The organism is Pantoea sp. X-Soil-TKNS-1279 (assembly GCF_059730565.1).
The window spans coordinates 3,044,476-3,057,078 of sequence record NZ_AP035948.1 but is presented as its reverse complement, the minus strand read 5'-3'; the positions used below and the strand labels follow the sequence as shown (position 1 = coordinate 3,057,078).

At 58.0% G+C, this 12,603-nt stretch carries 12 protein-coding genes; 6 read left to right on the top strand and 6 right to left on the bottom strand.

The genetic code is table 11. The annotated features are described in order from the left end of the window. Window positions 1–36: 36 nt before the first annotated feature. Both fabB and AC6I8N_RS14240 read left to right on the top strand, forming a co-directional pair. Window positions 37–1,257 (top strand): beta-ketoacyl-ACP synthase I, encoded by a 1,221-nt coding sequence (gene fabB / locus AC6I8N_RS14245; protein ID WP_021185117.1) that lies wholly within the window; start codon window positions 37–39, stop codon window positions 1,255–1,257. Between the two features lie 210 nt (window positions 1,258–1,467). Continuing rightward, a complete protein-coding gene (locus AC6I8N_RS14240; protein ID WP_497829329.1) occupies window positions 1,468–2,649 on the top strand; it encodes an MFS transporter in 1,182 nt (393 codons plus the stop codon). Here the strand turns inward: AC6I8N_RS14240 and pdxR are convergent. Next, entirely contained in the window at window positions 2,612–4,051 is a 1,440-nt protein-coding gene (gene pdxR / locus AC6I8N_RS14235; protein ID WP_497829328.1) for a MocR-like pyridoxine biosynthesis transcription factor PdxR, read from the bottom strand. The two genes, AC6I8N_RS14240 and pdxR, sit on opposite strands and share 38 nt — an antisense overlap. Window positions 4,052–4,137: 86 nt before the next feature. Here pdxR and AC6I8N_RS14230 point away from each other — a divergent pair, with 86 nt between their 5' ends. Then, on the top strand, window positions 4,138–4,581 hold the full coding sequence (locus AC6I8N_RS14230) for a rhodanese-like domain-containing protein (protein ID WP_497829327.1): 444 nt from the start codon (window positions 4,138–4,140) through the stop codon (window positions 4,579–4,581). Window position 4,582: 1 nt separating this feature from the next. Here the strand turns inward: AC6I8N_RS14230 and flk are convergent, their stop codons facing one another. The 4 genes from flk to AC6I8N_RS14210 form a co-directional block, all read right to left on the bottom strand. Continuing rightward, complete coding sequence (flk, locus tag AC6I8N_RS14225) at window positions 4,583–5,608, bottom strand: flagella biosynthesis regulator Flk (protein ID WP_497829326.1); 1,026 nt, start codon at window positions 5,606–5,608, stop codon at window positions 4,583–4,585. A gap of 106 nt (window positions 5,609–5,714) precedes the next feature. Then, entirely contained in the window at window positions 5,715–7,223 is a 1,509-nt protein-coding gene (locus AC6I8N_RS14220; RefSeq protein ID WP_497830698.1) for a tripartite tricarboxylate transporter permease, read from the bottom strand. A gap of 12 nt (window positions 7,224–7,235) precedes the next feature. Next, window positions 7,236–7,667, bottom strand: coding sequence for a tripartite tricarboxylate transporter TctB family protein (locus AC6I8N_RS14215; protein WP_497829325.1), 432 nt, complete (start codon window positions 7,665–7,667; stop codon window positions 7,236–7,238). 9 nt (window positions 7,668–7,676) lie between these two features. Further along, the gene (locus AC6I8N_RS14210) at window positions 7,677–8,654 is read right to left on the bottom strand and encodes a Bug family tripartite tricarboxylate transporter substrate binding protein (protein WP_415174138.1); all 978 of its coding nucleotides are present in this window, start codon (window positions 8,652–8,654) and stop codon (window positions 7,677–7,679) included. Window positions 8,655–8,774: 120 nt separating this feature from the next. Here AC6I8N_RS14210 and tctD point away from each other — a divergent pair, with 120 nt between their 5' ends. After that, window positions 8,775–9,446 carry a transcriptional regulator TctD gene (gene tctD, locus AC6I8N_RS14205; protein ID WP_021185110.1) on the top strand — a complete coding sequence of 224 codons (672 nt, stop codon included), beginning with the start codon at window positions 8,775–8,777 and terminating at the stop codon, window positions 9,444–9,446. After that, complete coding sequence (locus AC6I8N_RS14200) at window positions 9,437–10,816, top strand: sensor histidine kinase (protein ID WP_497829324.1); 1,380 nt, start codon at window positions 9,437–9,439, stop codon at window positions 10,814–10,816. The genes tctD and AC6I8N_RS14200 overlap by 10 nt, the downstream gene beginning before the upstream one ends. On the opposite strand, the gene AC6I8N_RS14195 is transcribed toward AC6I8N_RS14200, so the two are convergent. Further along, a complete protein-coding gene (locus AC6I8N_RS14195) occupies window positions 10,803–11,708 on the bottom strand; it encodes a DMT family transporter (RefSeq protein WP_208723902.1) in 906 nt (301 codons plus the stop codon). The genes AC6I8N_RS14200 and AC6I8N_RS14195 overlap by 14 nt on opposite strands. A 95-nt stretch (window positions 11,709–11,803) precedes the next feature. Between AC6I8N_RS14195 and AC6I8N_RS14190 the strand changes: the two genes are divergently transcribed. Beyond that, on the top strand, window positions 11,804–12,583 hold the full coding sequence (locus tag AC6I8N_RS14190) for an AraC family transcriptional regulator (RefSeq protein WP_497829323.1): 780 nt from the start codon (window positions 11,804–11,806) through the stop codon (window positions 12,581–12,583). Window positions 12,584–12,603: the final 20 nt, after the last annotated feature.

Below are 12,603 nucleotides of genomic sequence, written 5' to 3'. Positions count from 1 at the left end.
CGTCAATCCAAAAGAAGTGGAATGAGGACTATTTGAATGAAACGTGCAGTGATTACTGGCCTGGGTATCGTTTCCAGCATTGGTAATAACCAGCAAGAGGTGCTGGCATCTCTGCGTGAAGGCCGTTCTGGCATTACTTTCTCCGAAGAGATGAAAGAAGCCGGTATGCGCAGCCACGTATGGGGTAATGTAAAACTGGATACGAACGGGCTTATCGATCGCAAAATCGTGCGTTTTATGAGTGATGCCTCTATTTACGCTTACCTTTCTATGGCCGAAGCGATCAAAGATTCTGGCCTGACCGAAGAGCAGTATCAGAGCAACCCACGCGTGGGCCTGATCGCCGGTTCTGGCGGCGGTTCTCCGCGTTTCCAGGTCTTCGGTGCTGACGCGATGCGTAGCCCGCGTGGCCTGAAAGCCGTTGGCCCGTACGTGGTGACCAAAGCGATGGCCTCTGGCGTTTCCGCTTGTCTGGCAACACCGTTCAAAATCCACGGCGTTAACTACTCAATCAGCTCCGCCTGTGCTACCTCGGCACACTGCATCGGTAACGCGGTTGAGCAGATTCAATTGGGCAAACAGGATGTGGTATTTGCTGGCGGCGGCGAAGAACTGAGCTGGGAAATGGCCTGTGAGTTCGATGCGATGGGCGCACTCTCCACCAAATACAACGAAACCCCGGAAAAAGCCTCTCGTACTTATGATGCGAACCGTGATGGTTTCGTTATCGCTGGCGGCGGCGGTATGGTGGTGGTTGAAGAGCTGGAGCACGCACTGGCGCGTGGCGCGCATATCTATGCCGAAATCGTTGGCTACGGCGCAACCTCCGATGGCGCGGATATGGTCGCACCGTCAGGTGAAGGCGCAGTGCGCTGCATGAAGATGGCGATGCAGGGTCTTGATACCCCGATCGACTACCTCAACAGCCACGGTACTTCTACCCCGGTTGGTGATGTGAAAGAGCTGGGTGCGATTCGCGAAGTGTTCGGTGATAACACGCCGTACATCTCCGCTACCAAAGCCATGACCGGTCACTCACTGGGTGCGGCGGGCGTACAGGAAGCGATCTACACCCTGCTGATGCTGGAGCACAGCTTCATCGCACCAAGCATTAACGTGGAAGAGCTGGATGACGCGGCGAAAGGCATGAACATCGTTACTCAGCCGACGGAAAAAGCGTTGACCACCGTGATGTCCAACAGCTTCGGCTTTGGTGGCACCAACGCCACCCTGACGATGCGTAAATATCACGCATAAGATTCAGTACCAGAATTCCACGAGGGCCGGTTAATCCGGCCCTCGTTGTTTTGACATTCTCCGTTTCGCTTGCCACAATCTCTCCCCTCATCGCGTAATACGTAAGCGTTCACGTTAACCAACGCACCCGTTTCTGTTAATCACAGAAGGCGTGCGTGTGTCTGGTTTTCGCCTGCATGGCACGTCTCAGAACAAGGAGTTACGTCCATTATGTCTACTGCTGCCGATGCGCAGACGCAATCTGTGTTTCCTTTAGCCTGCACCTCCTTTGCGGTGTTTCTCACTTATCTGACGGCGGGGCTCGCGCTGCCGGTCATCCCGCTTTTTGTCCACCAGGAGCTGGGCATGAACAACGTCATGGTTGGTGTGGCGGTGGGGATTCAGTTCTTTGCCACCTTGCTGACACGCAGTTTTGCCGGACGGCGGGCCGATCAGCACGGTGCTAAGCTCACTACCCAACATGGCATGATCGCCATTGCGCTGGTCGGCGTGGCCTATCTGGCGGCAGCGCTGTTGCCGGTGTCGCCGTGGGCAAAGTTTGGCCTGTTGGCGATTGGCCGTCTGCTTCTCGGTTTTGGTGAAAGCCTGCTGCTGACGGGAAATCTCACCTGGGGCATGGGGTTGGTTGGCAGTCGGCGATCCGGACTGGTGATGTCGTGGAATGGTATGGCGATTTATGGGTCGCTGGCCGCCGGTGCGCCGCTTGGGTTGCTGGTTCATCAATACGCCGGATTTGCTGCCCTGGGGGGGGTGGCGCTGTTGTTGCCGTTACTGGCGCTGGCATTAAATAGCTGGATCGCCCCAGTACCGGTAATGGGCGGTGAACGACCTTCGCTGTTTAGTGTGGTGAAAACCATCTTTCAGCCTGGCCTGGCGCTGGCGTTGCAGGGCACCGGCTTTGCGGTGATCGGCACCTTTACCTCGTTGTACTTTGCCGCCCAGCAGTGGGGCAATGCCGGTCTGGCACTCACCGCTTTTGGTTGTGCTTTTGTGCTGGTACGGGTGTTCTTTGGCGGCCTGCCGGACCGCCACGGCGGAACGCGGGTGGCGATGGTTTCGCTGTTGGTTGAAGCCGCGGGTCTGACGCTGTTGGCACTGGCCGGACAGGGCTGGGTAGCCCTGCTGGGCGCTGCGTTAACTGGCAGCGGTTGTTCGCTGATCTTCCCGGCACTGGGTGTTGAGGTGATAAAACGCGTCTCACCGCAGATTCGCGGTACCGCGCTGGGTGGTTTCTCTGCGTTCCAGGATATCGCTTACGGGGCCAGCGGTCCGTTGACCGGTTTGCTGGCAACGGCGCTGGGCTATGGCTCGGTCTATGCGGCGGGTGCCTGTTGTGCGGTGCTGGGTATCGTGGTCACCTGGCGTTTTGCCCGCAGCGCGACAGCAGCGTAACCAGCTTGTCACAGGCGCTGACGATCTCACCGGGCGTCAGCGCGGCAAAACCCAATATCCAACCCGGCTGCCGTGTCTGTCCGGCATAGAGCGGGGACAGGCGCGGCAGCAACAATCCCTGTGCTTGTCCCTGAGCGGTTAATGCTGCTTCATCCCCCTGCAATAACCGCACCGTCAGTTGTAAACCGCCCGCTGCTGGCAACGGTGTCAGCCAGGGGGCGCAGCGTGTGGTGAGTTGTTGCAACAGCACATCACGACGGCTGTGGTACAACTGACGCATCAGGCGCAAATGGCTGGCGAAATGTCCCTGCTGGATAAATTCGGCGGTGATCGCCTGCGGCAGCAACGCGCTGTGTCCATCCAATACGCTACGCGCGCGGCCCAGCGCATCCACCAATGCAGGAGGCACCACCATCCACGCCAGACGCAGCGAAGGAAACAAGGTTTTGGAAAAGGTGCCAAGGCTGATTACCCGGCTATCCGCTTCCAGCCCCTGTAACGCGGGCTGAGGGCGTTCGTCGTAGTGAAATTCGCTGTCATAATCATCCTCAATCAACCAGCTATCCTGCTGACGCGCCCAGGCCAGCCATGCAAGGCGACGCGCCAGACTCATCGGTGTCCCGGTCGGATAATGGTGTGACGGGGTGAGATAGACCAGCTTTGCGCTGCCCTCGAGTGGCACGGCTCCGGCTTCATCCAACGGCATCGCCCGACAGCGGGCTCCGGCAGCGAGAAACGCATTCCGAGCACCGGGATAGCCCGGCTCCTCCAGCCAGACATCGTCGCCGCTATCCAGAAACATCAATGCCAGCAGTTGCAGCGCCTGTTGTGAGCTGGTCAGAATCAACACCTGTTCGGCGCTACAGCGTACTCCGCGTGACAGCGCCAGATAATCGGCCAGTGCCTGCCGCAGAGGCGCATAACCGCAGGGATCGCCATAGCTCATGACTTTGCTGGCGAGTGAACGTTGCACGCTGGCGCTGATACGCCGCCACTGCGTATGCGGAAAGGCGCGTAATTCCGGTGAACCAGCGGCAAAAGCGTGGGGAAAGGGCGGGTCCTGACAACCCCCGGTCGCCAGCACCTGGTTGCCGCGCGCCGAGAAACGCAGGCCGTTGCGCGGCTGGACGGTCGGTGCGCGCTGTGGCATGGCAATCGCGACAAACGTACCGCGTCCACTATGGCGTTGCAGATAACCTTCACTCTCCAGTTGGGCATAGGCGGCTTCGACCGTCACCCTGGAGAGGCCGAGGTCAGTAGCGAGCTGGCGGCTGGAAGGGACTTTCTGGCCATAGCGCAGATGACCGCTGGCAATTGCCTGACGCAGCGTGCCACATAACCGGTCGCGCAGACCGCCCTGGCTTTGATAGCTGAACAGGGTCAGCAAAGGTGAAGAGGTCATTGTGGTCTTATCATCTGATGAAAAGTGGTATCAATATGCAGACCACTTTGCCTTACACTGAAGGAAATTCAAAGCAGGAGAATACGATGTCATCTGTCTTAGCCTTCCCCCCGGCCAGCCCCTCTGCCAGCCTGGCGTATCTGCAACATAAGCTGGCGTATTACACCGACGCCTGGGACTTAGCCGAAGATATGGCGAATGGTTGTGAGGCGATCGTGGTGCTTGATGCCCGATCGGATGCGGTGTATCAGGCCGGACATCTTTGTGGCGCGATCTCGTTCCCGCACCGCACGATCAACGCCGCCACCACCGCGCATCTGGATCGGCAAAAAGTCTACATCACCTATTGCGACGGCATTGGCTGCAATGGCTCGACCAGGGCGGCGCTGAAGCTCGCGGCATTAGGCTTTCAGGTGAAGGAACTGATTGGCGGGCTGGATTTCTGGAAGCGTGATGGTCACCCGATGGCATGGGGCAGTGCGCCGGGCGAATGGCCTGCGGCGGCACCGGCTGCATCGTGCGGCTGTTAAATCACAGAAAAACCCATAGCAGGAAAATAAACACCACCAGCGCCAGGCTCAGGGTCAACGCTGGGCGCTGCGCCAGCGGCGCAGGCAGTTGGCTAACCCACGGCGCCCAGATCGGTTGAGGGCGCAGTTCGCTGCCAGCCAGCGGCAGTTCCAGGTTTTTCTCGGCGCGACGGCTGAACAGCAGGTTCAGTAAGTCCTGTGTTTGCGCTGGGGTCAGTACCATCTGCGGTGTGGCCTGGAAACGTTGTTGGCTGTAATCCTCCAGCAGGCGTTGTTCGCTGGGGGTTAACGGCTGTTTGAGCGAGCTTTCCAGCATGTGCAGCGTTGGCGCGCTCTGTTGGCTCAACGTTTGCCGCACCTGTAAATATTGCGTCAGCAGTGGGAAGTGACGTGACGGGATCGGGTCGCCACTCTTCAGATTCACCAGCTTCAGCACGTCTTCCAGCACTTTAACCGGCGATTCGCCGGTACTGGCGGCAAGACGCGTTACTTGCTGATTCAGCGCCTGATGCTCAGCCGGCAGCAGGGTGCGATCGCTGCTGCGCGTTTGTTGCGGCTGCGGGATGGCCATCTGACCGTTTTGCAACATGGTCAGCACCTGACGCAATTGATCCGGCGACAACGCACTCAGCACCGTCTGATTAAACTGCTGGCGGATAAAGTCGCTCACCGCCTGACGGTTATTACCCTGCGGCAGTTTTTCCAGCAATTGCTGCAACAGCTGGCGTGTGGCGTGGCTGTCCTGCACTTGCGTCAGGCGGCTGTTGAGATGCTGCTCAGCAGCGGGAAAATGGCGCGATTGCAGTTCCGCATCATTCTTTACGCCAACTTCATGCCGGACGCCAGCCCACAGTTCCGGGGCTTTCAGGGTGCTGAGCGACATGATACGCACAATCAGACGTTCCAGTGTGGTGCGCTGGGCAGGGCTTAATGGCTGCTCGCCAGCAGGGCCACCGGGACGGCCAGTTGCGTTGGTGAGAGGGGAACGATCGCCCGCGGGCACACCGGGACCGCTAATAGGTTGCATGGCGGAATCCTTGAAAACCGAGTCAGATCCGGGTGCGCCGGAAAAACGAGGCCATATGATAGCAAATGCCCCCGGGAAATCCACGGGGGCAGCAGAGGGCAGGGAATTATTTTACCTCGACCAGTTTCACACGTTTACGTCTCCAGCGTTTCCAGATGGGGGGAACGATCAGCACCGCCACGGCCAACACCAGCAGCACTTTGCAGATCAGGCTTTCCCACAGAATCGGCAGGTTGCCGTTGCTGATCGACAACGCGCGTCGCAGGTTTTGCTCCAGCATCTCCCCCAGCACAAAGCCAAGGATCAACGGTGACATCGGGAAATCCATCTTGCGCAGGATGTAACCAAAAATCCCCAGCCCCACCATCAACAGTAAGTCAAAGGTGGTACTGTGCACCGCATAGACGCCCACCGCGGAAATCGCCGCAATCGTCGGTACCAAAAACCACAGCGGAATGGTCAGCATACGCGCGAACAGGTTAATCATCGGGATGTTCATAATCAGCAACATCACGTTGCCAATCAGCAGCGCGGCGATCAATCCCCAGACAATATCCGGCTGCTCGGTGAACATCGCCGGACCGGGGGTGATGTTGTACAACGTCAGCGCGCCGACCATCACCGCCGTGGTGCCGGAACCGGGAATGCCCAGCGTCAGCATCGGGATAAACGAACCGCAGGCCGAGGCGTTATTGGCCGCTTCCGGGGCGGCCACGCCGCGAATGTCCCCTTTACCAAACTGATCGCTGCCGCTGATCTTTTTCTCGGTCATGTAGGCGATGGCGCTGGCAATGGTTGCTCCGGCACCGGGTAACACGCCGACAAAGAAGCCGATAAAAGAGGCACGCAGGGTCGCTCCGGTCGACATCGCCGCCTCTTTCATGTTGAACAGCATCCGGCCGCTGGCGCGCACCATCTTCTGACCGCTGCTGGTGGATTCCAGCATTAGCAGAATTTCGCTCACCGAGAACAGGCCAATCACCACCACCACGAACTGAATACCGTCGGAGAGATGCACGCTGTCGAAGGTGAAGCGATAGACGCCGGTGTTGGCATCAACACCCACCGTTGCCATTCCCAATCCCATCAACGCGGCGAGGAACGACTTCAGTGGGTTGTGGCTCATCATGCTGCCGAGGCAGGCGATAGCGAACACCATCAAGGCGAAATACTCCGCCGGACCAAAGGCCAGCGACCAGTTTGCCAGCAAAGGGGCGAACAGGATGATGCCGATGATGGCGATGGTGGAGCCAATAAACGAACTGACGGCCGAAATCGACAGCGCCACCCCGGCTTTGCCCTGTTGTGCCATGGGATAGCCATCCAGCGCGGTCATAATCGCTCCGGCATCGCCCGGCACATTTAGCAGAATCGACGAAATGCGACCGCCGTATTCACAGCCGATATACACCGTCGCCAGCAGGATCAGCGCCGATTCCGCCGGTAAGTGCAGGGCAAATGCCAATGGCATCAGAATTGCCACGCCGTTAATTGGCCCAAGTCCCGGCAGCAGTCCGACAATGGTGCCGATAAAGCAGCCGAACAGGGCGATCATCAGGTTTTCCGGCGTCATGGCGACGGCGAAACCCTGCATCAGAAAAGACCAGGTATCCATCATAATCTCCCGTTAACTGAACCAACTGCCGACCGGCAGCGTGACATCCAGCAGATGATCGAAGGCGTAAAACAGTGCGATGCCCATCACGCCACCAGAAATCACCGCTGCCCACCAGCGTGCGCCAAACAGCAGACCGATGCCGAAGGTCAATAGGGTGGTGCAGAGGGCAAACCCCATACGTTCAAACAGCCAGCCATACAGCATCAACATCAGGCACAACACGATAAGTTTTCTCAGTGTGGCTGGCGCGGGCCAATGTATGGCATCCGGTTGGCGCAACAGCATCAACACCGAACAAAAGGCCATCAGGCCAAGCAGCAGCATCGGGAAGGGGCGGGGCCCGACCGGTTCGTAGCTGTATTCGCTTTGAATCTGCCAGGCGATAAACAGCCCGGCGATACACAGCAACAGCCAGACGGAGGCAAAAATACGATCGCTCATATTGCCCCCTTACTTCGCCAGACCGAACGATTTAGCCTGTTCACGATAGGTGGCGACCTGTTTTTTTACATACGCGTCTAACTCGCTGCCAAACATGTTGAACTCAAACAGGCCGCGCATATCACGCTGCTGCTGGAACTCTTTGGTGGTCACCAGCTTTTTGAACGCATCCTCCCACCATTGATAATCGGCATCGCTCACTTTTGGCCCCAGGTAGTAACCACGGATAATCGGCCATTCAACGTTGAAGCCCTGTTCTTTGGCGGTGGGGATTTGCGCCAGTTCGCCCGGCAAACGTTTGTCAGCCATCACGGCCAGAACACGCATTTTTCCCCCCTGCAAATGGGGTACCATTTCGCTCATATCGCCGGAGACCACCTGGATATGGTTGCCGAGCAACGCCGTAACGGGTTCACCGCCGCCTTCAAAAGCGACATAACGCATTTTGCGGGGATCGATACCAGCTTCACGCGCCAGCAGCGCGGTTTTCATCCAGTCCTGGCTACCAATGGAGGCACCAGCGCCTACCACCACTTTGGTAGGGTCCTGTTTCATTGCTTCCATCAATTCACCGAGGGTTTTCCACGGCGCATCGTCGCGCACTGCGACCATGCCGTAATCAGTGCCAATCGCCGCCAACCATTTCACGTCGTCCACCGAATAACGACCAAACTTGCCTTGTGACAGGTTAAGCAGAGAACCCCCTGAGTAGGCGACAAGGGTGCCCGCTTCTGCCGGACGCTGGGCAATGATGGCATTGTAGGCGACGGCACCCACGCCACCAGGCATATAGGTCACGCGCATCGGTGTGGTGATTTGCCCGGTTTCTTGCAGGGACACCTGCAACAATTTGCAGGTCAGATCAAAACCACCACCCGGTTTCGCGGGGGCGATACATTCAGTGCGTTCTGGTGCAGCGGCAAAAACTGACGACATTGACAAGACCAGCAGGCCTGCGGTGAGGCTGGTGCGAATAGTATTTTTCATTGGTCGCTCCATAGTAAGTTTCAGAGTGTGATACCCGCCGAAGAATCGCGGTTAATGAATTGTTAAGGCCCGAGCCTTTCATTTACCTTTCATTCATCGGGAAAAATGGCGGGGTGTGACATGCGTCTCTTACTGGTGGAAGACACGGTTGAGCTGGCGGGTTGGTTGCAAAAAGCGCTGACGCAAAAAGGATTTGCGGTTGATTGGGTCGCCGATGGCGTGGCGGCAGATCATGTTCTGCAAACCGAAGAGTATGCGTTGGTGGTGCTGGATGTGACGTTGCCGCGGATGAATGGTCTGGAAGTCCTGGCGCGTTTGCGTCGACGTGAGCAGAAAGTGCCGGTTCTGCTGCTGACTGCCCGTAGCGCGTTGGCGCAACGGGTTCAGGGTTTGAATGCCGGTGCAGATGATTATCTCACCAAACCTTTTGAGCTGGATGAGCTGGAGGCGCGCTTGCGCGCTTTGCTGCGGCGCGGCCAGGGGCAGTTAGCGCAATCACAGGTGATTGGTCAGTTGGAGCGGGATAACCAGGGCTGCTTCATGTTGAACCGTAAACCGCTACGCCTGACGCCGCGCGAAGCGAGTGTGCTTACGACCCTGATGCGCCGACCGGGTCATCCGGTATCCCGCCAACATCTGTATGAACAGACCTTTACGCTGTGTGATGAAGCCAGTCAGGAGTCGATTGAGTTATATGTCCATCGGGTACGAAAAAAACTGGCGGGCAGCGATGTGGCGATCGTGACGCTGCGCGGATTAGGTTACAGCCTTGAGTGCCAGCAATGCGGTTGATCCACTCGTTACGCGGCGAGTTGTTGTTGTGGCTGGGGGTCCCGCTGTTGCTGCTGTGGGGATTATCGGTCTACACCCATTATCAAAGCGCGTTGCATGCTGCGAATCAGGCTTACGACCGATCCCTGCTGGCCTCGGCACGGACCGTTGCGGAACGCTTGGAAGTGCGGGAAAAGCGTATTCGCGTCGATGTCCCCTGGGTGGTGCTGGATAGCTTTGAACGCAATATGAATGACCAGTTGTTCTATCAGGTGATCTCGCCAGAGGGGGAGACGCTGTCCGGTTACGATGATCTACCCCCGTTACCCGCGACGGCCCCGCGATCGGACGCCTTTCCGGCGTTGGTGCATTTCTATGACGCGCGTTATCACCTGCAACCGATTCGTGTTGCTGCCCTGTGGCAACCGGTTAGTGACGAGGGCGTGCAGGGCATGGCGCTGGTGCTGGTGGCGGAGACGCTCAATTCACGCCATGCCTTTGCGGAAGGCTTGCTACGTACGGCGTTGATCAGCCAAAGTATTCTGGTGCTGATAACCTTGCTGTTGGCGGGGTGGCTGCTGCGCAAAGTGTTGCGGCCGCTGCGGCGCTTGTCGCGACTGGTGTTGCGGCGTGCTCCCGGTGAACTGACGCCGCTGCCGTCGCTGCTGCCGTGGTCGGAGCTACAACCGCTAATCATCGCCTTCAACCGTCATCTGGAGCGTTTACGCGGCCTGCTGGCACGCCAGGAACGCTTCAGCGCTGATGTTTCACACCAATTACGCACCCCGCTGACCATTCTGAAAACGCAGTTGGGGGTGGCGTTGAACAGTGACGATCCACAGCAATGGCGCGAAAGCCTGCAAGGCATGCGGCACACGCTGGATGACACCGTTCAGTTAACCGACCGGTTGTTGCAACTGGCGCAGATCAAGGCGCGCCACGGTGAAGATAAAGCGATGGCGCGTGTTGATCTGGCGGCGATTGTGCAGCAGGCGTGTTTTAGCGGCTATGCGGCGGCGCGGCATAAACAGATCGATCTGGGGTATGAAGGGGCCAGTCAGCTCGAGGTACAGGGCGACGTGTTGCTGCTGGCGGAGTTGTGCGCCAATTTACTGGATAATGCCATCAAGTACACACCGGCGCACGGCACCGTCACGGCAAGAATCAGTGCGATGGGGCTGGAGATTGAAGACAGCGGTCCGGGGATTGAGGAAGCGTATCAGCAGCAGGCGCTGCAACCGTTTTCCCGGTTGGATCATGGTCAGCAGCAGCCTGGTGCGGGGATCGGGCTGGCGCTGGTGAAGGATATCTGCACCTGGCACGGGGCGCAGTTGACTCTGGATCGTAGCCCGCAGTTGGGCGGGCTACGGGTGACCATCAGTTTCCGCTGACGGGGGGCGTAACGGCGCGGGCGCGGCGCAGTGGCGTACGCAGGCGTTGTGCCAGAATCACCCCCACCAGCGTCATGCCGCCGCCAATCCAGTGATACGCATGCAGTTGTTCATGCAGGAACAACACGGCAATGATGGCGGTAAACACCGGCACAAAATTCATAAAGATGCTGGTGGTACTGGCGCCCAGACGCTGCACGCCGAGGATCCACAGGAAGGGGGCGATGATCGACGCGAACAGCCCGGCAAACAGCACCAGTGGGATATTGTGCGTGTTGAGTGACACATCGGGCGCGCGCAGAAAACCGGGCAACAGCAACAACACACCAAAGAAAATCTGCACATACAGGCTTTGCCAGGTGGGCAACGGGATTGCCCAACGTTTGGTGAGCACACCGTACAACGCGTATGAGGTTGACGCCGCCAGCATCATTAACTCCCCGTTGCCGAGGCGCTGATTCAGCAGTTGCGCCGGATTTCCGGCGCTTACCAGCCACACCAGACCGACAAACGACAACAGCCCGCCAAACAAAATGCCGCGCGTCGGTGCCAGGCGCAACACCACCAGGCTGAGCAGAATGGTCAGCAGTGGAATAGTCGCGCCCAGAATCCCCATCATGACCGCCGACACGCTGTGCGCCGCATAATAGGCAAGGCTTTGATACAGCACCATGCCGAGCAGGCCGAGGATCAGTAAACGCCCGCTACTGGCAACAATCTGGCGACGATGACGCCAGACCCCCGGTAGCGCAAACGGGGTCAACACCGCCAGCGCCAGAATCCAGCGATAAAACGAGATCGCGGCAGGATCGATGCTACCGGCGGAGAGTTTGCTCACGATGGTGTTGATTGACCAAATCAACACCGCCACCAGCGGAAACAGAAAGTTCATCGTACAGCTCCTGAAAGTAAACGCGAACAGTTTACGTTTGACCGGTTTAGAACAGATAACTAAAATCGGACAAAAATCATTAATGACCGGACAGAATGAATTTACAGGTTGAGTATCAGCCACCCGTCGATGCCTCGCAGCTGCGCTACTTTATGCGTTTCGAACAGGCCAATGCTAAAACCGAATATCTGCCGCACGCCCACGCCTGGGGACAGGTGATTTTCGTTAAAAGCCATGTACTGGAGATGGAGGTGGAAGGGGAACGCCTGCTGACGCCAGCAGATATGCCGATCTGGATCCCTTCGGGCCAGCGCCACAGCAGCTATAACCATCGTCAGTCGCTGTTCCGCACCTTCAATCTGGCGGCGGATTTGTGCGACGGCTTACCCCAACAGGCCTGCCTGCTCAATGTTGATGCCATTGTTCATGCCATTATGGACGAGTTTGCCCGGCGTGAGCTGGAGCAGCCGCACAGTGCAGCAGACTGGCGTTTGTGTGAGGTTTTAGTGGATCGGCTACGTCTTGCGCCGGTACATAATAGTTACCTGCCTGGCTCGAATGACAAACTGCTCGCCCCGATCCTGCACGCCTTGCAGGCACACCCCGGTGATAACACCACGCTGGCACAATGGGCGAAGCGCGTGTTTACCACCGAGCGTACGCTGGCGCGACGTTGTCAGCAGCAGCTGAATATGTCGTTTAGCGAGTGGCGGCAGCGCCTGCGTTTTTTACGCACTATCACCCTGCTGGAGCAGGGCATCAGCGTGCAGGCCATCGCCCATGAGCTGGGCTACAGCTCCGCTTCGGCGCTGATTGTGATGTTTCAGCATCAGGCGGGCACAACACCGGATCGCTATCGCAGCCGGTTAGGTTAATCAAAGGCTTTGTGCCAGAA

Bases quoted from the DNA above. Each gene is read 5' to 3' on its own strand.
- AC6I8N_RS14190 (WP_497829323.1), top strand. From the start codon at position 11,804: ATGAATTTACAGGTTGAGTATCAGCCACCCGTCGATGCCTCGCAGCTG.
- AC6I8N_RS14220 (WP_497830698.1), bottom strand. From the start codon at position 7,223: ATGGATACCTGGTCTTTTCTGATGCAGGGTTTCGCCGTCGCCATGACG.
- fabB (WP_021185117.1), top strand. From the start codon at position 37: ATGAAACGTGCAGTGATTACTGGCCTGGGTATCGTTTCCAGCATTGGT.
- tctD (WP_021185110.1), top strand. From the start codon at position 8,775: ATGCGTCTCTTACTGGTGGAAGACACGGTTGAGCTGGCGGGTTGGTTG.
- AC6I8N_RS14230 (WP_497829327.1), top strand. From the start codon at position 4,138: ATGTCATCTGTCTTAGCCTTCCCCCCGGCCAGCCCCTCTGCCAGCCTG.
- AC6I8N_RS14240 (WP_497829329.1), top strand. From the start codon at position 1,468: ATGTCTACTGCTGCCGATGCGCAGACGCAATCTGTGTTTCCTTTAGCC.
- AC6I8N_RS14200 (WP_497829324.1), top strand. From the start codon at position 9,437: ATGCGGTTGATCCACTCGTTACGCGGCGAGTTGTTGTTGTGGCTGGGG.
- AC6I8N_RS14210 (WP_415174138.1), bottom strand. From the start codon at position 8,654: ATGAAAAATACTATTCGCACCAGCCTCACCGCAGGCCTGCTGGTCTTG.
- flk (WP_497829326.1), bottom strand. From the start codon at position 5,608: ATGCAACCTATTAGCGGTCCCGGTGTGCCCGCGGGCGATCGTTCCCCT.
- pdxR (WP_497829328.1), bottom strand. From the start codon at position 4,051: ATGACCTCTTCACCTTTGCTGACCCTGTTCAGCTATCAAAGCCAGGGC.
- AC6I8N_RS14195 (WP_208723902.1), bottom strand. From the start codon at position 11,708: ATGAACTTTCTGTTTCCGCTGGTGGCGGTGTTGATTTGGTCAATCAAC.
- AC6I8N_RS14215 (WP_497829325.1), bottom strand. From the start codon at position 7,667: ATGAGCGATCGTATTTTTGCCTCCGTCTGGCTGTTGCTGTGTATCGCC.